The following is a 21,831-nucleotide window of genomic DNA, read 5'->3' as shown; positions in this document are numbered from 1 at the left end:
CCGGTTCAATACTTATATAAAGAGTGAAAAAAAGGACAGTATAGTTTTTGTTTGTCCTTTTCAATGATTTTCGATACCTCGGAGCCATGTGGAGCCATGCTGGCTCACGGTTTCCGGCTGTGGCCCCGCGCGGAAAAAGTCTTGATTCCCGGCTGGGCGGCGTGTATATTGAAATATCTTGATATATGAATACACGGCCTGCGGCCCTCCCGGAGCACGGGGTGGCGTCCATGCGGCCAGCCAGAGAACAGGGGCGATGATGGCCGATGGCCGCGCGCCAGTCAACATGCCCGGGAGGTATGCGTGCCCGATTTCAGATCCATCCTGCGCGACGACAGGATATATTTCTTCGACGGCGGTTACGGCACCCTGCTCCAGGGGCGGGGTCTGCCCCCCGGGCTGTCGCCCGAATTGTGGGGACTCAAGGCCCCGGAGGTCATTCGCGGCGTGCACCAGGAATACCTGGAGGCTGGCGCAGACATCCTGACCACCAACACCTTTGGCGGTTCAAGGCCCAAGCTGGGGCTGGACGCCGACCCCTACGAGCTGAACCGGGCCATGACCCGCATCGCCCGGCAGGTGGCCGGGGACCGCGCCTTCGTGGCCGCGTCCATCGGCCCCACCGGCCATTTTGTCGAGCCGCTGGGCGACCTGACCTTCCGCGAGCTGGTGGAGATATTCAAGGAGCAGATCCGGGGCTGCGTGGACGGCGGGGCCGACCTGATCCTGGGCGAGACCCACTTTGACCTGGCCGAGGCCAGGGCCGTGGTAGTGGCCGCCCGGCTGGTCTGCTCCCTGCCCGTGGCCATGTCCATGACCTTTGAGGGTCCGGCCAGCCTGACCGGCACCACGCCGCTGACCTTTGTGGACACCATGCAGAACATGGGCGTGGAGCTGATCGGCACCAACTGTTCCGCCGGGCCGGAGCAGATGCGCGACACCCTGGCCGCCTGGGCGCCGCGCCTGACCGTGCCCTGCTTTGCCGAGGCCAACGCGGGGCTGCCCGAGCTGGACGCCGAGGGCAACACCGCCTTTCGCCTGGGCCCAGAGCCCTTTGCCGAGCAGGCGGTCCGGTTTGTGGACCTGGGCGCGAAATTCATTGGCGGCTGCTGCGGCACCACGCCCGAGCACATCCGGGCCGTGCGCGGTAAGGTGGGCGACACCCCCTGGCGCAGGCCCGCGCCCACGGACGACGCCCAGATGGTCCTCACCTCGCGGTCCGTGTCCGTGCCCGTGGGCTTTTCCCACCCCGGCGTGATCATCGGCGAGCGCATCAACCCCACGGGCAAGCCGCTGCTCACCAGCGAGCTGCAGGACGGCGTCTTCGCCGAGGCCCTGCGCTTTGCCGCCGAGCAGATAGACCTTGGCGCGCCAGTGCTCGATGTCAACGTGGGCGCGCCCATGGCCGACGAGAAAATCCTGCTGCCCGGACTGATCAAGGCACTGTCGGGCCGCTTCACCACCCCGCTTTCCATCGACTCCAACGATTCCGGGGCTGTCGAGGCCGGGCTGTGGGTCTATCCCGGCTCGCCGCTGGTCAACTCCATCTCCGGGGAGCCGGGCAAGATGGAGGCGCTCGGCCCCCTGTGCAAGCTCTTTGGCGCACCCTTCATCCTGCTGCCCATTGTCGGGCGCAAGCTCCCGGTCACGGCCACGGAGCGGCTGGCGGTCATCGAGGACCTGCTGGTCGAGGCCGAGGGGCTGGGCATCCCCCGGCGGCTGATCATGGTCGATGCCCTGGCCCTGACCGTGTCGTCCAAGCCCGAGGCCGCGCGCCACTCCATGGAGGTCATGCGCCGCTGCCGTGACGACTGGGGGCTGCCCACCACTATAGGGCTGTCCAACATCTCCTTTGGCCTGCCCGCGCGCGAGCTGCTCAACTCGACCTTCCTGGCCCTGTCCATGGCCTCTGGACTGTGCTCGTTCATTGCCAACCCCAACTCGGCCCGCATCCAGGAGACCCTGCACGCCGCCGAAGCGCTCCTGAACCGCGACCCCCAGGCCGCCCGCTACATCGGACGGTTCTCGGACTGGACCGGCGGGGGCGGCTCTCAGGCCGCGCCCACTGCGCGCGCAGCCACCGACACCCCGGACCTGCCGCCCGTGCAGGCCGCCGTGATCAAGGGCGACAAGGGCGGCGTGGTGCCCCTGGTGGAGGCCGAACTGGACCGGGGCATGACGGCCATGAGCATTGTCAACGACCTGCTCATTCCTGGCATCCTGGTGGTGGGCGAGAAGTACGAGCGCAAGGAATACTTCCTGCCCCAGCTCCTCCAGTCCGCCGAGACCATGCAGGTGGCCTTTGCCCGGCTCAAGCCGCTGCTGGAGGCGGACGGCGGGAGCGCCGACAGGCCCGTGGTGGTCATGGCCACCGTGGAGGGCGACATCCACGACATCGGCAAGAACATCGTCTGCCTGATGCTCAAGAATTACGGCTTCGACGTGGTGGACCTGGGCAAGGATGTGGCCGCCGAGAGGATCGTGGACGCGGCCCAGGAAAGGGGCGCGGCCATCATCGGCCTGTCCGCCCTGATGACCACCACCATGGTGCGCATGGAGGACACGGTCAGGCTGGTGCGCGAGCGCGGACTGAAGACCAAGGTGATCATCGGCGGGGCCGTGGTCACCGAGAAGTTCTGCACCGCCATCGGCGCAGACGGCTGGTCCACCGATGCGGTCAGGGCGGTCAAGCTGGCTCAGAGCCTCGTCGCCTAGCGCGCTGACCAGGGATTTCGCGGACGGGGATTGTTCCCCGTCCGCGCTTTTATTTGCGGCACGACTCTGCTAGGGTGTCCGCACACGATCACGAGGTGATGCATGATGAAAACGTTTGGGCGGCATGCCGCCATCCTTGCCATGGCCCTTCTGCTTCTGGCCTGCTCAGGCGGCGCTTCCGACGAATCCTCCGCAGTCGCCGCGCAGGGCTATCCGCCCATGGATTCCGCCGGGCTGGACGCCTATCTGGCCGAGCACACGGGCAAGCCCGCCATCCTGTTTTTCTGGACCACATGGTGCCCCTCCTGCAAGCAGCAGATTCCCGAGATGGAGCAGCTGCGTGCGGCCCGGGGCGACGAGGTGACCGTGTTCAGCGTCTCCCTCGACGAGAAGGTCGAGGCCCTGGACGCTTTTTTCAAGGGCAGGGAGCGGACCCTGCCGGTCTTTTTCGGCGATCAGGTCCTGGCCGCCCGGTTCGACGTGGAGGCCATCCCCACCCTGGTGGTCTTCGACGCCCAGGGTAAGCTGGTCATGTCCCGGCCCGGCGTCTTCCCGCTGCCGATGCTTCAGGCCCTGACCGACAAGCTGGTGGCCCGGTAACGCCGTGTCGCGCATGATCCGCAAGGCCCGCATCCAGGACGTCAAGGCCATTCACAGCCTGCTCATGCATCGCGAGGAGCATGACGGGCTGGTGCTTCCCCGCTCCTTCAGCCAGCTCTATTCGCACCTGCGCGATTTTTTTGTGGCCGTGGACGACGACGGCGCGGTCATCGGCTGCTGCGCCCTGAACATCATCTGGGAGAACCTGGCCGAGATCCGCTCGCTGGTGGTCGTCTCCAAACACCGGGGCAAGCGGCTGGGCCGCAAGCTGGTGGAGGCGTGCCTGAGCGAGGCCGTGACACTGGGCATCTTCAAGGTGTATACCCTGACCGAGCAGACCGGCTTCTTCGCCCACCTGGAGTTCGTGCAGGAGGAGATGGACGCCCTCAACCAGAAGGTGTTTGCCGACTGCCTCAACTGCCCGCGCTTTCCGGACCACTGCAACGAAGTGGCCATGGTCATGGTCCTCTAACCTTTCTGCAATAAAGAAACATGGGACATAAACTCACACCGTTCATCACCGAAGGCCAGATATCCGACCGCGTGGAAGCGCTGGGCCAGGAGGTGGCCGCGAGCTACCAGGGCGACGGGCCGCTGGTCTGCATCTGCGTGCTCAAGGGCGCGTTCCTCTTCTTCGCCGACCTGATCCGCAGGATAGACCGGGAGATCGAGGTGGACTTTGTCCGGCTGGCCAGCTACGGCACGGCTGTCTCCAGGGGCGAGGACATTGTTTTCTCCAAGGATCTGGAGATATCCATCGAGGGCAAGGACGTGCTCGTCATCGAGGACATCGTGGATACGGGCCACTCCATGGACTTCCTGCTGCACGTTCTGCGCAGGCGAAATCCGAAGAGTTTGAAAATCTGCGCGCTTATTGATAAGCATGAACGACGCGAGCGCAAAGTGACCGTCGATTTCGCCGGATTCAAGCTGCGCGAGGGGTTCATTGTCGGCTATGGCCTCGACTATGCCGAGCGCTACAGGGAACTGGGCGGAATTTATGAATTGTCCACCGATAACGGATAGATAACACGGCCCTACTGGAGACAGAAATATGATCGTCACCTGCCCGAACTGCCAGACACGGTACAACCTTCCGGATGCGAAGGTTCCTGCCAAAGGCGCCAAGGTCAAGTGCTCCAAGTGCACCCACGTGTTCAAGACGCCTGCGCCCAAGGCTTCGCCCGAAGAAGAGGTGGAAGGCCTGTTTGAAGAGGAGGCCGTGGCCTCAGGGACCAAGGCCAGGGCCGGAGACGAGTTCGACGAGACCTTTGACGAGGTGGCGTCGGCCACCCGTGGCGCGAAAAAAGCGGCACCCCCCAAAGCCGCGCCCGCCAAAGCCGCAGCCAAGGCCAGGACGGTTGCGCAGCCAGATGAATTTCCCGAGACGGACGCTGGAGAGGAAGAGGCTGGGTTCGGCGACGCGGCGGACATGGACGACCTGTTCGACGAAGCTGGCGGGGCCGATTCTGACGACGGCCCGGACAGCGCCGGCGTGGCGGATGAAGACGCGCTTTTCGACGACAGCGACGACGACAGCGACAGTGGTGGGGAAAGCGACGAGGACGCAGGTCTGTTCGACGACGACGCCCCGACCGGCTCGGATGACGACCTTTTTGCCGACGATGGCGAAGACGCCGCACAAGGCGACGAGGAGGAAGAGGATGGCGAGGAGTACGAGGAAGACGAGGAGGAAGAAGACGACGCCTCCGGCTTCGGCCTCGACGATCGGCCCGCGCGCAAGAGCCGCCGGTCCTTCGGCTGTCTCATTGTCATCCTGATCCTGGCCCTGGGCATCGGCGCGGGCGTGTATTTCAAGGTCTGGACCCTGCTCGGCATCGATCTGGCCTCCTACTTCCAGAACGTGCCCTACGTGGGCAGGCTGTTCATGGACGGCGGCGCGGACACCGCCGCGGCACCGGGCGAGTCCCCGGCAGACCGCGTGCGCAAGATCGAGTTGCGGAACGTCAAGCAGTACTATGTGGCCAATGAAAAGACGGGCAACCTCTTCGTGGTCGAGGGCAAGGCGGTCAACGCCTTTGCCACGCCCAAGGAGCGCGTCCGGATCGAGGTGGTCCTCTACGATGCCGCTGGCACGGTGCTCACTTCCCAGGCGCTGCTGTGTGGCAATGTCCTCTCCCAGTTCCAGCTCCAGGTGCAGACCCAAAAGGAGATCGAGGACGGCCTGTCCAGCGAGGTGGGCATCCTCTCCAACAACACCTTCATCCGGCCCGGTTCGTCCACGCCCTTCATGGCGGTTTTTTTCCAGCCGCCGCCCACGGTCAAGGAGTTCCTGGTCAAGGTCGTGGACGTGGGCGACCCCAGCTAGGGCGACAGTTGAATCATCGCGGGGACGGCGCGGTAGCGCCTCCCCGCCATTTTTTGGCGGCGCGGTCGGCCACGGCTCGGTCTGGATATGGGCCCGACCCGCTCTGCACAGGGGTTTGCAGGCAACGACGCGGCCCTCAGCACTTCCGAAAAAAGGAGCCGTTTCCCGGAAAAACGCATTGACGTGAATTGACCGCGTGTGCTACTTCTCCACAACTTGTGAAGGATTGCACGAATGGCCTGTTCCGTCAGGCGTCCCTTGGGGGCGATGGGCAGACGGTTCAAAGGGTGCACACATGGTCTTTTCAAAAGACGGTCGATGGACGAATGTCGTGCAGGTCGGGGGTACCGCCAGCACGATGGGTCTGCATATCGTGTCCGCAACCGTCGTCGGGCTTGCCTTCGGGTATTTTCTGGATGACTATTTCGGCACCAAGCCCTGGCTGATCATGATCTTTTTCCTTTTGGGGGTCATGGCCGGGTTCAAGATGGTGATCGAGGATTTCAGGAAACTCCAGAGACGCGAAGAAGCCAGAAAACAGGGTTCTTTGAAACAGGATGGAGATGGAAGTGCTGGAGATGATCAATCAGAGGGTTGAGCAGCTGCTCATCAGGAGCGGCTTTGCGAGGCCCGATGTCAGGATCCTCGTCCGCAATCAGATTTACGTGTCGCTGGGGACCTCTCTAGTGATCGTGCTGGTAACACTTGCATCCCGGTGGTCTCTCGCTTTTGCGGCCGGGGCGGTGCTCGCCCTCGTCAATTTCTGGGCGCTGGCCCGCATCGCCCAGGTTTTGGTGCGGTCGCACAAGGGCGGACCATTCAAACTGTTTGTCATATTCATGGTGAAGATGACTCTGAGCGGGCTGGCCCTCTATTGGCTGATCGGAGTCGAGCGTGTACCCCATTGGGGGTTGATATCGGGGCTGGGTACCGTGGTGGTCAACACCACGGTGACGGGCCTGATGCAGGTGGGGCGAAAAAAAGCCTAGGCTGTTTTTTTTAAGGAGGCTTGGATATGGGTTTCGCAGGCGGCTTGCCGCATCCTCTGTTGTACATGGACATGCTCAAGAGCATTGGACACTGGGGTGCCAATGTGGAGCATGCGCTCGGTGTCGAGAGTATCAACCACGTGCTCTACATGTGGTTGGCCATGGCCATTCTTTTCTCCCTCGGCCTGGTCGTGCGTGGCAAGCTTCAGCTTGTTCCCGGCGGCCTGCAGAACGTTTTCGAGACCGTCATCGGCGGCCTTGAGGACTTCGTGGTTTCCAACCTCGGCCAGAAGGGCCGTCAGTTCATGCCGCTGTTGTGCACGATCTTCATGTTCATTCTGGTGATGAACTGGATCGGCCTGATTCCCGGCTGCGACGCTCCCACCGCCAACATCAACACCCCCGCCGCCATGGCGATCATCGTGTTCGTGTTCTATCAGGCCGTGGGCATCAAGAAATGGGGTTTCGGCTACATCAAGCACTTCATGGGTCCGGTCAGCTTTCTGGCCCCCCTCATGCTGATCCTTGAGCCCATCTCCCATATCGCCCGTCCGCTCAGCCTGTCTCTTCGTCTTTTTGGCAACATCCGCGGCGAGGAAATCGTCCTGATCCTGATGTTCTTCCTGGCGCCCATCCTGGGCTCTCTGCCCATGTACTTCCTGTTCATTCTGGCAAAGACCATCCAGGCCTTCATCTTCTTCATGCTGACCATGCTCTACCTGCAGGGTGCCGTCGAACACGCGCACTAGCCCAGGCGAGCCGTACTTTGGGGAAATGGTCCTCGGACCAAAACTATATTACACGATTCCACTTGGAGGATTGACAATGAAAATCACGAAGATTCTGTTCACGACCCTGGCCATGCTCCTGGTTGCTTCCGTTGCCTTTGCCGCCGAGGGCGACGCTGGCGTCATGTCTGCCAAGGCTTACGCCACCGCGCTGGGCATGGGCCTTGCTGCCGGCCTGTGCGGCATCGCCCAGGGCATGGGCGTCAAGGGTGCCTGCGAAGGCATCGCCCGCAACCCCGAGGCTGCTGGCCAGCTGTCCACCACCCTGATCCTGGGCCTGGCCTTCATCGAGTCCCTGGCCATTTACGCCCTGGTCGTCAACCTGATCCTGCTCTTCGTCGTCTAGTTCCAGACCAGCGACAGCGACTCCAAGGGAGGCTCCGGCCTCCCTTTTTTAAGCATCTGCCATGTTCCAAAATTCACATGCCGGTACGTATTTTGACCCGAAAAGAGACCACAGTACATGAAAAGCGAACACATCCCTAAGGCGACCATTGGGCGTCTTGCCGTTTACATACAGGTGCTCGAGAACCTGTTGCGAGACGGCAACGATGTCATCTCCTCGGAGAAGCTGGCCCGGGCGTGTTCCGTGAACTCCTCGCAAATACGCAAGGACCTCGCTTATTTCGGCGAGTTTGGCGTGCGAGGGGTTGGGTATTACGTCCAGGAGCTGATCACCTCCATCAAGCAGTCGCTCGGTATCGACCGGGTCTGGAAATGCGCCCTGATCGGGGTGGGCAACATGGGTACCGCGCTCTTGCGGCACCACGATTTCGAGCGGCGCGGATTTCACATCGCCGCCGCCTTTGATTGCGACCCGGACAAGATCGGGCGCGAGTTCGAGGACCTGGAGATCGTCTGCCCCACCCATTTGGTGGAGCAGGCCCCGGAGCTGGGCCTTGAGATCGGCATCATCACCACGCCGCCGGATCGCGCCCAGCGCGCGGCCAATCATCTGGTGGACGCCAATATTCGGGGCATCATCAATTTTGCCCCGGCCAGGATCAACGTGCCGCCGCATATTCCGGTGGAGTACGTGGACTTTTTCGACCATCTCTATTCCATCGCCTTCCAGATCACCCTGGGCAGCGACTAGTCCCGACATTGCCCTGATTCGTCTGCGCCCGTTGCGTCTGTTTCCCAAGATGGGAGAGACCAGGGGGAGCCGCCTTCCCTCCGTCCGTGGTTCGAAAGAGCTGTTCCGCTCGATCGCTCAGCTTCTAGGCCTTAGGAGGCTTAATGGCCGGGGCGTTCGACGGAAGAAAGGGTTGCGGTCGCGGTTGGGCAGAAGGGAGCGGCTGCCGAAGATTCTTGTAATCAATTTGCCGCGTGCAATGGAAACGGCTCGTCCATCCCGAAGGGTGGGCGGGCCGTTTCCATTGCGCGCGGCTCCTACCGCCGGAGGCTCGCCTGGGGTCCAGGGGCTTGCCCCTGGCGGGTCCAGGGCAGAGCCCTGGCCGCCGGAGGCATTCCTCTCAGAGTGCGCCTTCGTGTTTGAGCAGGTATTCCTTGAGCTTGATGCCGCCTTCCCCGGAGAAGCCGGTGAGTTTGCCGGACGCGCCGATGACGCGGTGGCAGGGGTAGATGAGCGGGAAGGGGTTGGTGGCCATGGCCCGTCCGATGGCGCGTGCGGCGTTGGGGTTGCCGACTGCGGAGGCGAGTTCGCCGTAGGTGCACATCTTGCCTTGGGGAACGCGGGACAGGGCTTGGAGGACGGCCTGGTGGAACTGGGTCAGCCTGGAGAAGTCCAGGGGCAGGTTGGGCCACTCGGGGGTGAGCTTGGAAATGTAGCGGATGAGCGCTTTTTTGAGCAGTTTCGCCTCATCGGAGAGGACGGGCGATTCGGCCACAGCCGTGGCCCAGTGGATGTTGAGCCGGACGAGTTGTCCGTTTTCCCAAGTCAGGGACAGGGCGATGGGGTCTGCGACGATGCATTCTTTCATGGCGTGTCTCCTTTGTATTCCGGGGAAAACCAGGCGGGCGGCCCGGTTGGTGCCGTATTGAGCTTGCCTTGCCAGATGTCACGGGCGTCGAGGTGATTGCGCACAGTATTGTGCAGGGCGCGCATGTTTGCGGCCCAGTCGGGTGCGACGAGTTCGCCCGAGGAGGGGTTGCCGTTGAGTCGGTGGACAACGGTTGTGGGCGAGAGGCGCATGAGGGCATGGCTGAGATGGTCGAGGTACTCGTCCAGGGTCAGCGGCGTGTAGCCTCCCTGTGCGTGCAGCTGGGCGAGGGGGGTGCGGCGGGCCACGTAGAGGTTGTGGAATTTGATGCCCCTCACAGGCAGGTCGTTGATGAAATCAATGGTGGAACCGAGGTCGGACTGGTCCTCGCGCCCGTCAGGGGTGGGCAGCCCGGCGATGACGTGGGCGACGACGGTGATGCCCCGCTGGTGTGCGGCGCAAGCGGCATCGGCAAAGGCGCGGGCGTCGTGGCCCCGGTTGATGTGCTTGAGGGTGGTGTCGCTGGCCGATTGCAGGCCCATTTCAAGGGTGATGTCGGTCAGGCCCAGGGCATCGCGCCGGGCGGCGAGAAGGTCGAGCTTGTCCGGGTCGAGGCAGTCGGGCCGGGTGCCGATGCTTAAGGCCGTGAGGCCGGGCAGTCCGGCAAGCTGGTCAAGGGTGCGGGCGAGCTTGTCAATGGGACCGTAAGTGTTGGAAAAAGATTGCAGGTAGGCGGTGAAGCGCTCAAGGCGGTGCTTCTTGCGGTGGATGTCGCGCCAGAACCGCCACTGGGCGGGGATGTCGAGCCCCCGGTCTTTCATGCCCGAGCCTGACCCGGCTGGGTTGCAGAAGAGACAGCCGCTGGTCGAGATGGTTCCGTCCCTGTTGGGGCAGGAGAATCCGGCGTCCAGGGGGATTTTTTGAACCCGCCCCAAATAACGCTGGCGCAAGTGGGCTGAAAGCGAGTAGATTCTGTGCATGCTTTTTTAGAAAAAGTTGAGAAAAAAGGTTCAAAGCCGGTTCAGCGTATTGCCTGGGCTGGTTACATTTGGTACGAATCCTCAGCTGAATTTAGACGCTAGCGCACTTCCCGGTCATTGGAAAGTGTCATCCGAGCATATACTTCATGAATGTGTTTCGTAGGGAACGGGGGTTACATGGGAAGCCTGCTCAATAGAATTATCGGCTCTTTCTCCAACGATCTCGCCATTGATCTGGGCACAGCGAACACGCTGGTCTATGTCAAGGGCAAGGGTGTGATGCTCTCCGAGCCTTCGGTTGTCGCGGTCAAGAAGGACTCGCGCGGAGGCAAGACAGTGCTCGCGGTTGGGGCAGAGGCCAAGAAAATGCTCGGTCGCACGCCCGGAAACATCGTGGCCATCCGGCCCATGAAGGACGGCGTCATCGCCGACTTCGAGGTGACCGAGGCCATGCTCAGGCATTTCATCTCCAAGGTTCACAACAGCCGCCGTCTGGTGCGGCCCCGGATCATGATCTGCGTGCCAACCGGCATCACCCAGGTGGAAAAACGCGCGGTCCGGGAGTCGGCACAGTCTGCCGGCGCTCGCGAGGTCTATCTGATCGAGGAGCCCATGGCCGCGGCCATAGGCGCCAACCTGCCCATTACCGAGCCGACCTCCAACATGATCGTGGACATCGGGGGCGGCACCACCGAGATCGCCGTCATCTCCCTGTCAGGCATCGTCTATGCGCGCAGCGTGCGCATTGGCGGCGACAAGATGGACGAGGCGATCATGCAGCACGTCAAGCGCAAGTACAACATGCTCATCGGCGAATCCACGGCGGAGCAGATCAAGATCAACATCGGTTCGGCCTACCCGATGGGTGACGAGGAGCCGGTCATGGAGGTCAAGGGGCGCGATCTGGTCACCGGCATCCCCCAGAACCGGCCCATCACCGCCGAAGAGGTGCGCGAGGCCATCAGCGAGCAGGTGGAGGGCATTGTCCAGGGCGTGCGCATCGCGCTGGAGCAGACCCCGCCGGAGTTGGCTGCGGACATCGTGGACCGCGGCATCGTCCTGACCGGCGGCGGCGCGCTGCTCAAGGGGCTGGATATGCTCCTGCAGCACGAGACGCAATTGCCCATCACGGTCGTCGATGATCCTTTGACTGCGGTTGTGCTCGGATCCGGCAAGGCGCTGGACAACATCGACCTGTACAAGGATATTACCACGGATTAGGTAGCCAGCAGCGTGAATAAGCCCAAGAAGATCGCCGTCGTGATCGTGGCGGGGCTCTTCGTGTACCTGAGCTTGTATACGTGGAACCTGCGCACCGGGCATTTGGACGCCCTTTCAAGCCATACCGGCCTTGACCTCTCCAGCCTGATTCTCCGCCCCGGACAGTGGGCGGGGGAAAAGGCTGTCGAGTTCTGGGAGCGGTACATCTATCTTGTCGATCTCAAGCGGCAGAACGATGAACTGGTCCAGCGGAATGCGCGTCTCATTCGGCAGAACATGATTCTCGGCTCCGAGGCCCGCTCTGCCGACCGGCTGGAACAGCTCCTGGGCTTTACGCCTCCGGCGCAGTGGAATTTCAGCGGTGCGCGCGTCATCGCCCATCGCATGGGTCCGGCCGGGGCGCTGGCCACCCTGGCTGTGGACCGGGGCACCACTTCTGGCGTGGAAGAGGACATGCCGGTGGTCAGCCTGGACGGCGTGGTGGGCCGCATTCTCCGCTCCGGGGCCGTTTCGTCGACCGTATTGCTGCTGACCGACGCCAACAGTCGGGTCGCGGTGATTGGCGAGCACAATCGCTCTGCGGGCATGCTTTCGGGCCAGGGCTATGGCGAACCGCTGGTGGTCCACTACATGAATCTCAACGCGGTCATCGACCCGGGCGAACTGCTGCTCTCGTCCGGGCTGTCGGGCATCTATCCCAAGGGGTTGCCCGTGGCCCGCGTGGTCCGGGTGCGCCGGTCGGACATCTCCCTGTTCCTCACGGTCGAGGCCGAGCCGCTGGCGGACGTGGCCGGGCTGGAGGAAGTCCTGCTGCTCCGGCGCGAGCTGGCCGATGAGGGCGGGCAGGGGCCCGCCGAACAGGAGGCTGCACCCGGTGCCGCCGCGCAGTAACAGTGTCGCCCTGTTGTGGTGGGGCGTCTTTACCGTGGCGGGCGTGTGGGCCCAGCGGACCGTTCCCGGAGTGGATTTTCTCGCGCCCGGCATCGTGCTTGCCCTGCAGGTGCAGGCCGGGCATCGGACGTTGTGGCTGGCCTTGGTCTGGATGCTGCTCCTTGAGGGCACGGGCAACCTGCCCTTTGGCTACGGACTGGCATGGTACGGGACGCTCGCCGCCCTCTATCTGATGGGCCGCTGGCTTTTCGAGGCGCGCTCCTTCGCCTTCATGTGCCTGCTGGGCGCGGCCCTCGGCACCCTGCACCCGCTGCTCACATATGGGCTGGCCTCCCTGGGCGATCTGACCGTGGACACGCGCCGGCTGGCCGTGGAGGGCGTGTTGCAGGCAGTGGCCTTTCCTCTCGTCTGGATGGCGGCGGACATACTCTTTCCCAGAATGCTGAGGCAGGATGCCAAATCTCTATGACAACACCAACCTGCAGCCGCCGCGCGCGGGTCTGCTCCTGCTCCAGGTGCTCATTCTGGCGGTGTTCTGCCTCTTTGCCGTGCGCCTGTGGTATCTCCAGATCCATCGTGGCGAGGTGTTCGCCCGCAAGGCCAGGGAGAACCAGATGCGCCAGGAGTCGATCTTCTCCCCGCGCGGGCTGATCCGCGACCGCTACGGAGACCTGCTGGCCGTCAACGAGCCCGCCTACGCCCTGGGGCTGGTGCGCGAGGACTGCGAGGATATCGACGCCACTCTGCGTCAGGTGGCCGAGTGGACCGGTGCCAGTTTCGAGGAATACAAGGCGCTCTACACAAAGAACCAGAAGCGGGTGAAGACGTTTGAGCCGCTCATCATTGTCCCGGACCTGACCTTTGACCAGGTGGCCCTGATCGACGCCAACAGGCTGCGCTGGCCCGGCCTGGCCATACAGATCAGGCCGCGCCGGCAGTATCGCCACGGCGAGCTTCTGGCCCACGTCCTCGGCTATGTGGCCGAGGCCAGCGAGGAGGAGATGGAGCGGCGGCCCGAGCTGGCCCTGGGCGACTATGTAGGCAGGCAGGGCATTGAGCTGGTGTTTGAGGACCGCATGCGCGGGGCCAAGGGGAGGGTCCAGTTCGAGGTGGATGTCAACGGTCGGCGGCTCAAGGAGCGCGTGCTCAAGCACCCGCGCGCCGGGCATGAGATTTCCCTGTCCATTGATCTCGGACTGCAGGAGCTGGCCATGGACTGGCTTGCCGAGGAGGCGGGCGGCGTGGTGGTCATGGATGCCGACACCGGGCAGCTCTGGGCGCTGGCCACGGCACCCTCATACAACTCCAATGATTTTTCTTCGGGTCTGACCTCGGAGCAGTGGGCCAAGCTCAGGGACGATCCCCTGCATCCGATGCAGAACCGGGTCATCCAGTCCGTGTACCCGCCGGGCTCGGTGTTCAAACATGTCGTGGCCGGAGCCGGGTTGCACTATGGTCTGCTCGACCCCAAGGAGGTCGTCAACTGCACCGGCCAGACCAAGCTCGGAAGCCATGTTTTCCGCTGCTGGCGCAAGGGCGGGCACGGCAACGTCAACCTTGAGCGCGCCCTGGTCGAGTCCTGCGACGTGTATTTCTACAAGCAGGGCAAGAAGCTGACCGTGGACCGCATGAGCGAGTTCGCTTTTGCCTGCGGCTTTGGTCAGGAGACGGGCATTGACCTGCCTCACGAAAAGGCGGGCATCATCCCGACCCGCGACTGGAAGCGCAAGCGTTTCGGAGAGGGGTGGCAGGGCGGCGACAATCTGAACATGGCCATTGGCCAGGGGTACACCCTGGTCACGCCTCTTCAGGTGGCGAGGTTCTTTGCCGCGGCCATGAATGGCGGCAAGCTGCTCAAGCCCAGCCTGCTCAAGGATGAAAAGCCGGTGGTCCAGGGCCAGGTGCCTCTGGACCCTGGCCAGCTCGCCCTGCTCTACCGCGCCCTGGTGAACACCGTGGAGGGCGACCGGGGCACCTGCCGCAGGCTGCGCACCAAGGACGTGGTCGTGGGCGGCAAGACCGGCACGGCCCAGGTGGTGCGGCTGACGGACAAACTCAAGGAGCTCAAGGACGACGACATCCCCTACCGTTTCCGCGATCACGCCTGGATGGCGGCCACGGCGGAAAAGGACGGCAGGCGGTACGCCATCGTGGCCATGATCGAGCATGGGCTGCACGGCAGCTCCGGGGCCGGCCCGGTGGTCAAGGCCATGATCGACTATATTTTCTTCGGCAAGGTGACGCCCAAGCCGGAAGCCCAGAAGGCCAAATCCAGAGCGGCCCGACTGCTCTCGGTCAACGCCACCGGAGGCTCGCGTGCCCATTGATCGCAGGCTGCTCTTCTACATCAACTGGCCCCTGCTCGGGCTGGCCCTGATCCTGTTCCTGCTGGGCGCGCTCAACCTGTACTCAGCCAGCGGCTACCGGCTGGAAGAGGGCATGAGCGTGGCGCCGTACTTTCAACGCCAGCTGTTGTGGGGGCTCATGGGCATGTTCGGCATGGTCATGTTCATGCTCTTCGACTACCGCCACCTCAAGACCATAGCCTGGCCCCTGTTCTGGGCTACGGTGATCCTGCTGCTGGCCGTGTTCTTCGTGGGCAAGACCATTTACGGCGCGCGCCGCTGGCTTGATCTCGGCTTCATGAACTTCCAGCCGAGCGAGCTGGCCAAGATCGCGGTGCTCATCGTGGGTGCGCGCATCCTCTCCAGGGAGCGCGAACCTCTGGGATTCGTCCGGCTGGGCTACGTGCTCGGCATCGGTCTGGTGCTGGCCGGGCTGGTCATCCGCCAGCCCGATCTGGGGACGGGCCTCTCCATCCTCCTCATCCTGGGCGGGATGATCCTCTACCACGGGGTGACGCCTGCCGTGTTCAAGACCGCGCTGGTGGCAATCCCCTCAATGCTGCCCCTGGCGTGGCTGTTCCTGCACGACTACCAAAAGCGGCGGATCATGACCTTTCTCGATCCCACCACCGACCCGCTGGGCGCGGGGTATCACATCATTCAGTCGGAAATAGCCATTGGCTCGGGCGGCTTCTGGGGCAAGGGGTTCATGGAAGGCACGCAGTCGCAGCTGCGGTTTCTGCCCGAGCGGCACACGGACTTTGCCGTGGCCGTGTTCGGCGAGGAGTGGGGCTTTGCCGGAGCCATGCTGCTGCTGACATTTTTCTGTCTGTTCCTCTACCAGATGGTGAACATAGCGCGCGACGCGCGTGGATTATTCGGCAGCTACCTGACGGCGGGCGTGTACTTCTATTTCTTCTGGCAAATCCTCATAAACACGGGTATGGTTCTCGGGCTAATGCCAGTTGTAGGCATCCCCCTTCCCTTCATCAGCTACGGGGGCAGCGCCACGCTGGTAAATTTTTGTCTCGTCGGGCTTGTGCTCAATGTGTCAATGCGCCGGTTTCTGTTCAAGCAGAGCTGACGCGTTGAGCAGTGGCGCATGCCTCGTTTCATAACTGATCTTTTCCGAGGAGCGCGTTTTCATGGCGAGAGACGAAATCAATGCCTTTCTGGGTGCCGGGACCAACTATCAGGGAAAGCTGAACTTTCAAGGGGCTGTCCGGATAGACGGCAATTTCCACGGCGAGGTGGTCTCGGACGGCACGCTTGTCGTGGGGCAGGAGGCTGTGGTGGAAGGGCTGATCCAGGTCGGCCAGCTCGTGCTTTCGGGCAAGATTCTGGGCGAGGTTGAGGCCCGGGACAAGGTGGTGCTGCACAAGACGGCGAACCTGCAGGGAAACATCAGGACGCCGGTGTTGGTTGTCGAGGAGGGTGCGGTGCTTGAGGGGCAGCTCGTGATGGGCAGCCTCGAACCGGGTGCCGCAGGGGCGTCGGAAGACATTTCCAGCTAGCGAGCGCAAGGCCGCTGCGATGGGTCGGCGGCGGATGTTTCAAAAGGCAAAAAGCCTTTGACACAGCCGCCGAAATTGGGTAATTCGCAGTGACTTTGCGCTAAAATTCACAACCTCTCGGGGGGCATGCGGTATGGTTTTACCTGACAAAACAATTATTATCCAAGGTGTGAACTTCCTTGTCACGGTCTTCGTGCTGAATGTTCTGCTGATCAAGCCCATCCGGGAAATAATCAGCAAACGCAAGGGCTTGATGGCTGACCAGATGGAGAAGATCGACGCCTTCAACGCCAATGCGGCCAAGAAGGTTGAGGACTACGAGGCGCAGCTTGCCAGCGCGCGCAAAGAGGCCAATGAGATCCGCACCTCCATGAAGCAGGCCGCCACTGCCGAAGAGCAGGCGCTCGTGTCTGCGGCTGGCACCGAGGCGGCTGGCACCATCCAGTCCGCGCGCGCCGAGATCAAGGTCCAGGTGCAGGGCGCCATGGACCAGTTGACCAGGGACGTGAACAAATTCGCCGAGCAAGCCACGGGCAAGATCCTTGGTCAGGCTTAGTCAAGGCAAGGAGGGTTTCATCTTGAAACGGGTGTATGTGTTTTTTGCGGTCCTCGTGGCCGCTCTGGCGATGGCTTCCTTCGCCTTTGCCTCTGCCGACGGTGCGCTGTTCACGGCGCAAAATCTGAAGGACTACGCGTTGCGCGTCGTCAACTTCATCATTTTTGCGTTCCTGCTCTATAAGTTTGGCGGAGCCAAGATCAAGGCCTTCTTCGTTGGTCGTCGCGACCAGATCAAGCAGGAGCTGGACGACCTTCAGGCCCGTCAGGCCGCTGCCGAGAAGAAGCTCAAGGAGGTCGAGACCGGCATCGCCAACATGGCGCAGGAGAAGAAGGCAATTCTTGACCAGGCCAGGGTGCAGGGCGAGGCCATCAAGGCCGCCATCATCGAAAAGGCCCACAACGACGCCGAGGCGCTGAAGGCGCAGGCCAAGCGCACGGCTGCCAACGAGGTCCAGGCCGCCATCGACTCCATCCGCGCCGAGATGGCGGACATGGTCGTTGCCGCCGCCGAGAAGATCGTCGCCGAGAAGCTCAGCGCGCAGGATCACGAGAAACTCGTGGATGACTACTTAACAAAGGTGGTGCTCAATTGACCGGTAACGTAGTATCCCGCCGCTACGCCAAGGCCCTTTTCGCCATCGGCGCCGCCAAGGGCGAGGCAGAGCAGAAAGCGTACGGCGACCAGTTGTTGGAACTGGCCGAGTCCCTGGGCAAAGCTCCGGAGGCTCTGGCTTTCTTCAAGAACCCTTCCTTCAGCGCGGAAGAGAAGAAGGCTGTTCTCAACAAGATAGTTGAAAAGGCATCGGTGGATCCGATGGTCAGAAACTTCTGCGACCTGCTGGCCGACAAGGGCCGGGCCGAGATGCTTCCCGCCATCGCTTCCGATTACAAGGTGATGATGGACGTCGTGTCCGGCATCCTCACAGGTGAGCTCGTCACCGTGAGCGATATCAGCGAGGAGAGAAGGGCGCAGGTCAAGGCGCGCCTCGAAGGGCAGTGCGGCAAGAAGCTCGAGCTGACCTTCTCGGCTGACAAGGCCATCCTCGGCGGCATCGTCCTCAAGATCGGGGACAAGGTCATGGACGCAAGCCTCAAGGCTCAACTGCAGATTTTGAAGGAAAATATTAAAAGGGGTGAGTAGGGCAATGCAGATCAAAGCAGAAGAAATCAGCAAAATCATTCAGGACCAGATTCAGGACTATGAGTCTCGTGTTGAAATGAGCGAGACCGGCACCGTCCTCTATGTCGGCGACGGTATCGCTCGTGTACACGGTGTCCAGAACGTTATGGCCATGGAGCTGCTGGAGTTTCCCGGCGGCCTGATGGGCATGGTGCTCAACCTGGAAGAAGACAACGTCGGTGTCGCGCTTCTGGGCGAAGACCGGGGTGTCAAGGAAGGCGACCCGGTCAAGCGTACCGGAAAGATCTATTCCGTTCCCGTCGGCCCCGCCCTGGCAGGCCGCGTGGTCAACCCCCTGGGCGAGCCCATCGACGGACTCGGACCCATCGACACCACCGAGACGCGTCCGGTCGAGATGAAGGCTCCGGGCATCATCGCCCGTAAGTCCGTTCACGAGCCGTGCTACACCGGCCTCAAGGCCATCGATGCAATGACCCCTGTTGGCCGCGGCCAGCGCGAGCTCGTCATCGGTGACCGCCAGACCGGCAAGACCGCGGTGTGCGTGGACGCCATCCTGGCTCAGAAGACCACGGACGTGCATTGCTTCTATGTCGCCATCGGTCAGAAAAAAGCCTCTGTCGCCCTGGTTGCCGAGATTCTTCGTCAGCATGGCGCGATGGAATACACCACCATCATTTCCGCCACCGCTTCCGAGCCGGCGCCGCTCCAGTTCATCGCCGCGTACACCGGTGCCACCATGGCGGAGTACTACCGCGATAAAGGCGAGCACGCCCTTATCTGCTACGACGACCTTTCCAAGCAGGCCACTGCCTACCGCCAGATGTCCCTGCTGCTTCGCCGCCCTCCGGGACGTGAAGCCTACCCCGGTGACGTTTTCTACCTGCACTCCCGGCTGCTGGAGCGCTCCTGCAAGGTCAACGACAGCCTTGGTGCCGGTTCCCTGACGGCCCTGCCGGTCATCGAAACCCAGGCCGGTGACGTTTCCGCGTACATCCCGACCAACGTTATCTCCATCACCGATGGTCAGATATACCTGGAGCCGAACCTGTTCCTGGCCGGTGTCCGTCCCGCCATCAACGTCGGTCTGTCTGTCTCCCGCGTTGGCGGCTCCGCACAGATCAAGGCCATGAAGCAGGTTGCCGGTACCCTCCGGCTCGACCTCGCTCAGTACCGCGAGCTTGCCGCCTTCGCCAGCTTCGGTTCCGACCTTGACAAGGCCACCCAGCAGAAACTGAACCGTGGCGCCCGCATGGTCGAAGTTCTGAAGCAGCCCCAGTACAAGCCGCAGACCGTTCAGCAGCAGGTTTCCATTCTGTTTGCCGCAACGCGTGGCTACCTGGACGACGTTCCTGTCGCTTCCGTGCAGAAGTTTGAGGCCGAGTTTCATGAATTCATGGCCAACGCCAAATCCGCAGTGCTCGACTCCATTGTTGAGAAACAGCAGATTGATGCCGATGTCGAAGCGGGCCTCAGGGCTGCTATCGATGAGTTCAAGAAAGGCTTCAGCGCTTAACTAAGGGGTAGCCAATGGCATCGTTAAAAGACGTCCAAAACAAGATTGTTGGCGTCAAGAAAACCAAGCAGATCACCAAGGCCATGAACATGGTGGCCTCGGCAAAACTGCGCAACGCACAGGATCGTATTGAACGATTCCGTCCGTATGCGGACAAGTTTTACGAGATGCTCGGTGACTTGGCAGCCGGTGCGGATGCATCGGTACATCCGCTGCTGGAAGTCCGGGACGAAGTGAAAACCGTGGCGATCATGGTGACCACTTCTGATCGTGGCCTCTGCGGCGCATTCAACGTGAATATCATAACAAAGGCTATGAAGCTGGCTCAATCGAAGGCCAAAGAAGGCAAGGCAGTCAAGATGTACTGCATCGGGAAGAAAGCCCGCGACGCCTTCAGAAAAACGGAATTCGAAATCGTACGGGCGCAAGCCGATGCGATGGGCAGCTTTGATTTCACCCTGGCCGCAAGCGTCGGCAACGAGCTCATCGCTGGTTACGTCGCTGGCGAGCTTGATGAAGTGCATGTTGTCTTCGGTGAATTCAAGAGCATTGCCAAGCAGATTCCTGTCGACCTCACCGTCCTGCCCATGGCTACGACGGAAGCTGGCGAAGCCGCCTCAGGCGGTTCCGGGGACTACTTGTATGAGCCGTCTGTGGAGGGCTTGCTGGCCGAGCTTCTGCCTCGGTTCATCAAGGTGCAGGTTTACCGTGGTCTGCTCGACACGTCCGCGTCCGAGCACGCCGCACGCATGGCCGCGATGGATAACGCCACCCGCGCCTGCGATGACCTGACGAAGTCTCTGACGTTGTTGTACAACAAGACCAGACAGGCAGCCATCACTGCCGATCTCATGGACATTGTCGGCGGCGCTGAAGCGCTGAAAGGATAAAGGGGGCTATTGAAATGGCTAATACTGGTAAAATTGCACAGGTAATCGGCGCCGTTGTCGACGTCGAATTTGCCGATGGGACTCTTCCCAACATTCTGTCCGCGTTGGAGATTAAGAACCCGAACAATACGGATGCTCCCGTATTGATCTGCGAAGTCGCGCAGCACCTGGGTAACAACGTTGTCCGCACCATTGCCATGGACGCCACCGAAGGTCTCGTCCGCGGCATGGCCGCCCTTGACCTTGGTCAGCCGATCTCTGTTCCGGTCGGTTCCGGTTCGCTGGGCCGCATCATGAACGTTGTGGGTGAGCCTGCCGATGAAATGGGTCCGATTCCGTGCGAGAAGCGCATGCCGATCCACCGTCTCGCGCCGTCCTTCACCGAGCAGTCCACCAAGGTCGAGCTGCTCGAGACCGGCATCAAGGTCGTTGACCTGCTCATCCCGTTCCCCAAGGGTGGCAAGATGGGCCTCTTCGGCGGCGCAGGCGTCGGCAAGACCGTTATTCTCATGGAGATGATCAACAACATCGCCAAGCAGCACGGCGGCATCTCCGTGTTCGCCGGTGTTGGCGAGCGCACCCGTGAGGGCAACGACCTCTACCACGAAATGAAGGACGCCGGCGTTCTGGAGAAAGCCGCGTTGGTCTACGGCCAGATGAACGAGCCTCCGGGAGCCCGCGCCCGTGTCGCCCTGACCGCCCTGACCTGCGCCGAGTACTTCCGCGATGAGGAAGGCCAGGACGTGCTGCTCTTCGTTGACAACATCTTCCGCTTCACCCAGGCGGGTGCCGAGGTTTCCGCACTGCTGGGCCGCATGCCTTCCGCGGTTGGCTACCAGCCGACCCTGGGCACCGACCTCGGTGGCCTGCAGGAGCGCATCACCTCCACCAACAAGGGTTCCATCACCTCGGTCCAGGCCGTGTACGTGCCTGCCGACGACTTGACCGACCCGGCCCCGGCCACGACCTTCTCGCACCTGGACGGTACCCTGGTTCTGTCCCGCGCGATCTCCGAGCTCGGCATCTACCCTGCTGTTGATCCGCTCGACTCCACCTCCCGCATCCTGGACCCCCACGTTATCGGTGAGGTGCACTACGCCACCGCCCGCGAGGTCCAGTCCGTGTTGCAGAAGTACAAGGAACTCCAGGACATCATCGCCATTCTTGGTATGGACGAGCTCTCGGACGAAGACAAGTCGACCGTTGCCCGCGCACGCCGGATTCAGCGTTTCCTGTCCCAGCCGTTCCACGTTGCCGAGGTCTTCACCGGTGTTGCCGGCAAGTACGTCAAGACCGAAGACACTGTTAAGGCCTTCCGTGACATTCTCGACGGCAAGTACGATGACCTGCCCGAGCAGGCCTTCTACATGTGCGGCGGAATCGAGGAAGCCATCGAAAAAGCCAAGCAGTAAGC

The 21,831-nt window shown here is 62.0% G+C and carries 24 protein-coding genes; 22 read left to right on the top strand and 2 right to left on the bottom strand.

Annotated elements, in window-relative coordinates; all coding sequences use genetic code 11:
* The first annotated feature begins 303 nt into the window (after positions 1 to 303).
* The 10 genes from DAES_RS15700 (at position 304) to DAES_RS15655 (ending at position 8,517) form a co-directional block, all read left to right on the top strand.
* Positions 304 to 2,715 (top strand): homocysteine S-methyltransferase family protein, encoded by a 2,412-nt coding sequence (locus DAES_RS15700; protein WP_013516025.1) that lies wholly within the window; start codon positions 304 to 306, stop codon positions 2,713 to 2,715.
* A gap of 102 nt (positions 2,716 to 2,817) precedes the next feature.
* Positions 2,818 to 3,315 (top strand): TlpA family protein disulfide reductase, encoded by a 498-nt coding sequence (locus DAES_RS15695; protein ID WP_013516024.1) that lies wholly within the window; start codon positions 2,818 to 2,820, stop codon positions 3,313 to 3,315.
* A gap of 13 nt (positions 3,316 to 3,328) precedes the next feature.
* Complete coding sequence (locus DAES_RS15690; RefSeq protein ID WP_013516023.1) at positions 3,329 to 3,787, top strand: N-acetyltransferase; 459 nt, start codon at positions 3,329 to 3,331, stop codon at positions 3,785 to 3,787.
* A gap of 20 nt (positions 3,788 to 3,807) precedes the next feature.
* Positions 3,808 to 4,341 carry a hypoxanthine phosphoribosyltransferase gene (gene hpt / locus DAES_RS15685; protein ID WP_013516022.1) on the top strand — a complete coding sequence of 178 codons (534 nt, stop codon included), beginning with the start codon at positions 3,808 to 3,810 and terminating at the stop codon, positions 4,339 to 4,341.
* Positions 4,342 to 4,369: 28 nt separating this feature from the next.
* Positions 4,370 to 5,644, top strand: coding sequence for a DUF3426 domain-containing protein (locus DAES_RS15680; protein ID WP_013516021.1), 1,275 nt, complete (start codon positions 4,370 to 4,372; stop codon positions 5,642 to 5,644).
* 295 nt (positions 5,645 to 5,939) lie between these two features.
* Positions 5,940 to 6,242 carry an AtpZ/AtpI family protein gene (locus DAES_RS15675; protein ID WP_013516020.1) on the top strand — a complete coding sequence of 101 codons (303 nt, stop codon included), beginning with the start codon at positions 5,940 to 5,942 and terminating at the stop codon, positions 6,240 to 6,242.
* Positions 6,208 to 6,633: an ATP synthase subunit I gene (locus DAES_RS15670; RefSeq protein WP_013516019.1), complete on the top strand. Its 426-nt coding sequence runs from the start codon at positions 6,208 to 6,210 to the stop codon at positions 6,631 to 6,633. The genes DAES_RS15675 and DAES_RS15670 overlap by 35 nt, the downstream gene beginning before the upstream one ends.
* Before the next feature lie 26 nt (positions 6,634 to 6,659).
* Complete coding sequence (atpB, locus tag DAES_RS15665; protein WP_013516018.1) at positions 6,660 to 7,382, top strand: F0F1 ATP synthase subunit A; 723 nt, start codon at positions 6,660 to 6,662, stop codon at positions 7,380 to 7,382.
* 76 nt (positions 7,383 to 7,458) lie between these two features.
* Positions 7,459 to 7,767, top strand: coding sequence for an ATP synthase F0 subunit C (locus DAES_RS15660; RefSeq protein ID WP_013516017.1), 309 nt, complete (start codon positions 7,459 to 7,461; stop codon positions 7,765 to 7,767).
* Between the two features lie 117 nt (positions 7,768 to 7,884).
* The gene (locus tag DAES_RS15655; protein ID WP_013516016.1) at positions 7,885 to 8,517 is read left to right on the top strand and encodes a redox-sensing transcriptional repressor Rex; all 633 of its coding nucleotides are present in this window, start codon (positions 7,885 to 7,887) and stop codon (positions 8,515 to 8,517) included.
* A gap of 379 nt (positions 8,518 to 8,896) precedes the next feature.
* Here DAES_RS15655 and DAES_RS15650 read toward each other — a convergent pair whose 3' ends face one another.
* Positions 8,897 to 9,364: a methylated-DNA--[protein]-cysteine S-methyltransferase gene (locus DAES_RS15650; protein ID WP_013516015.1), complete on the bottom strand. Its 468-nt coding sequence runs from the start codon at positions 9,362 to 9,364 to the stop codon at positions 8,897 to 8,899.
* Complete coding sequence (locus DAES_RS15645; protein ID WP_013516014.1) at positions 9,361 to 10,344, bottom strand: TIGR01212 family radical SAM protein; 984 nt, start codon at positions 10,342 to 10,344, stop codon at positions 9,361 to 9,363. Before DAES_RS15645 ends, DAES_RS15650 begins: the two co-directional genes overlap by 4 nt.
* Before the next feature lie 177 nt (positions 10,345 to 10,521).
* On the opposite strand from DAES_RS15645, the gene DAES_RS15640 reads away from it, so the two are divergent.
* The 12 genes from DAES_RS15640 (at position 10,522) to atpD (ending at position 21,829) form a co-directional block, all read left to right on the top strand.
* A complete protein-coding gene (locus DAES_RS15640) occupies positions 10,522 to 11,565 on the top strand; it encodes a rod shape-determining protein (RefSeq protein WP_013516013.1) in 1,044 nt (347 codons plus the stop codon).
* Between the two features lie 12 nt (positions 11,566 to 11,577).
* Entirely contained in the window at positions 11,578 to 12,456 is an 879-nt protein-coding gene (gene mreC, locus DAES_RS15635; protein ID WP_013516012.1) for a rod shape-determining protein MreC, read from the top strand.
* Positions 12,440 to 12,925, top strand: coding sequence for a hypothetical protein (locus DAES_RS15630; protein ID WP_013516011.1), 486 nt, complete (start codon positions 12,440 to 12,442; stop codon positions 12,923 to 12,925). The genes mreC and DAES_RS15630 overlap by 17 nt, the downstream gene beginning before the upstream one ends.
* Complete coding sequence (mrdA, locus tag DAES_RS15625; RefSeq protein ID WP_013516010.1) at positions 12,909 to 14,783, top strand: penicillin-binding protein 2; 1,875 nt, start codon at positions 12,909 to 12,911, stop codon at positions 14,781 to 14,783. The genes DAES_RS15630 and mrdA overlap by 17 nt, the downstream gene beginning before the upstream one ends.
* Positions 14,773 to 15,885, top strand: coding sequence for a rod shape-determining protein RodA (gene rodA, locus DAES_RS15620; protein WP_013516009.1), 1,113 nt, complete (start codon positions 14,773 to 14,775; stop codon positions 15,883 to 15,885). Before mrdA ends, rodA begins: the two co-directional genes overlap by 11 nt.
* A gap of 61 nt (positions 15,886 to 15,946) precedes the next feature.
* On the top strand, positions 15,947 to 16,315 hold the full coding sequence (locus DAES_RS15615) for a bactofilin family protein (RefSeq protein WP_013516008.1): 369 nt from the start codon (positions 15,947 to 15,949) through the stop codon (positions 16,313 to 16,315).
* A 133-nt stretch (positions 16,316 to 16,448) separates the two neighbouring features.
* Positions 16,449 to 16,871 carry an ATP synthase F0 subunit B gene (locus DAES_RS15610; protein ID WP_013516007.1) on the top strand — a complete coding sequence of 141 codons (423 nt, stop codon included), beginning with the start codon at positions 16,449 to 16,451 and terminating at the stop codon, positions 16,869 to 16,871.
* A gap of 22 nt (positions 16,872 to 16,893) precedes the next feature.
* Positions 16,894 to 17,466 carry a F0F1 ATP synthase subunit B gene (gene atpF / locus DAES_RS15605; RefSeq protein WP_013516006.1) on the top strand — a complete coding sequence of 191 codons (573 nt, stop codon included), beginning with the start codon at positions 16,894 to 16,896 and terminating at the stop codon, positions 17,464 to 17,466.
* The gene (gene atpH, locus DAES_RS15600) at positions 17,463 to 18,014 is read left to right on the top strand and encodes an ATP synthase F1 subunit delta (protein WP_013516005.1); all 552 of its coding nucleotides are present in this window, start codon (positions 17,463 to 17,465) and stop codon (positions 18,012 to 18,014) included. Before atpF ends, atpH begins: the two co-directional genes overlap by 4 nt.
* Before the next feature lie 4 nt (positions 18,015 to 18,018).
* A complete protein-coding gene (gene atpA, locus DAES_RS15595) occupies positions 18,019 to 19,527 on the top strand; it encodes a F0F1 ATP synthase subunit alpha (RefSeq protein WP_013516004.1) in 1,509 nt (502 codons plus the stop codon).
* Between the two features lie 14 nt (positions 19,528 to 19,541).
* The gene (locus DAES_RS15590) at positions 19,542 to 20,417 is read left to right on the top strand and encodes a F0F1 ATP synthase subunit gamma (RefSeq protein WP_013516003.1); all 876 of its coding nucleotides are present in this window, start codon (positions 19,542 to 19,544) and stop codon (positions 20,415 to 20,417) included.
* Positions 20,418 to 20,431: 14 nt separating this feature from the next.
* Entirely contained in the window at positions 20,432 to 21,829 is a 1,398-nt protein-coding gene (gene atpD, locus DAES_RS15585) for a F0F1 ATP synthase subunit beta (RefSeq protein WP_013516002.1), read from the top strand.
* Positions 21,830 to 21,831: the final 2 nt, after the last annotated feature.

The sequence above is a fragment of the Pseudodesulfovibrio aespoeensis Aspo-2 genome, assembly GCF_000176915.2.
Taxonomy (GTDB): domain Bacteria; phylum Desulfobacterota; class Desulfovibrionia; order Desulfovibrionales; family Desulfovibrionaceae; genus Pseudodesulfovibrio; species Pseudodesulfovibrio aespoeensis.
Note: the sequence above shows the minus strand (reverse complement) of the source record. Positions and strands in the feature narration are given on the sequence as shown.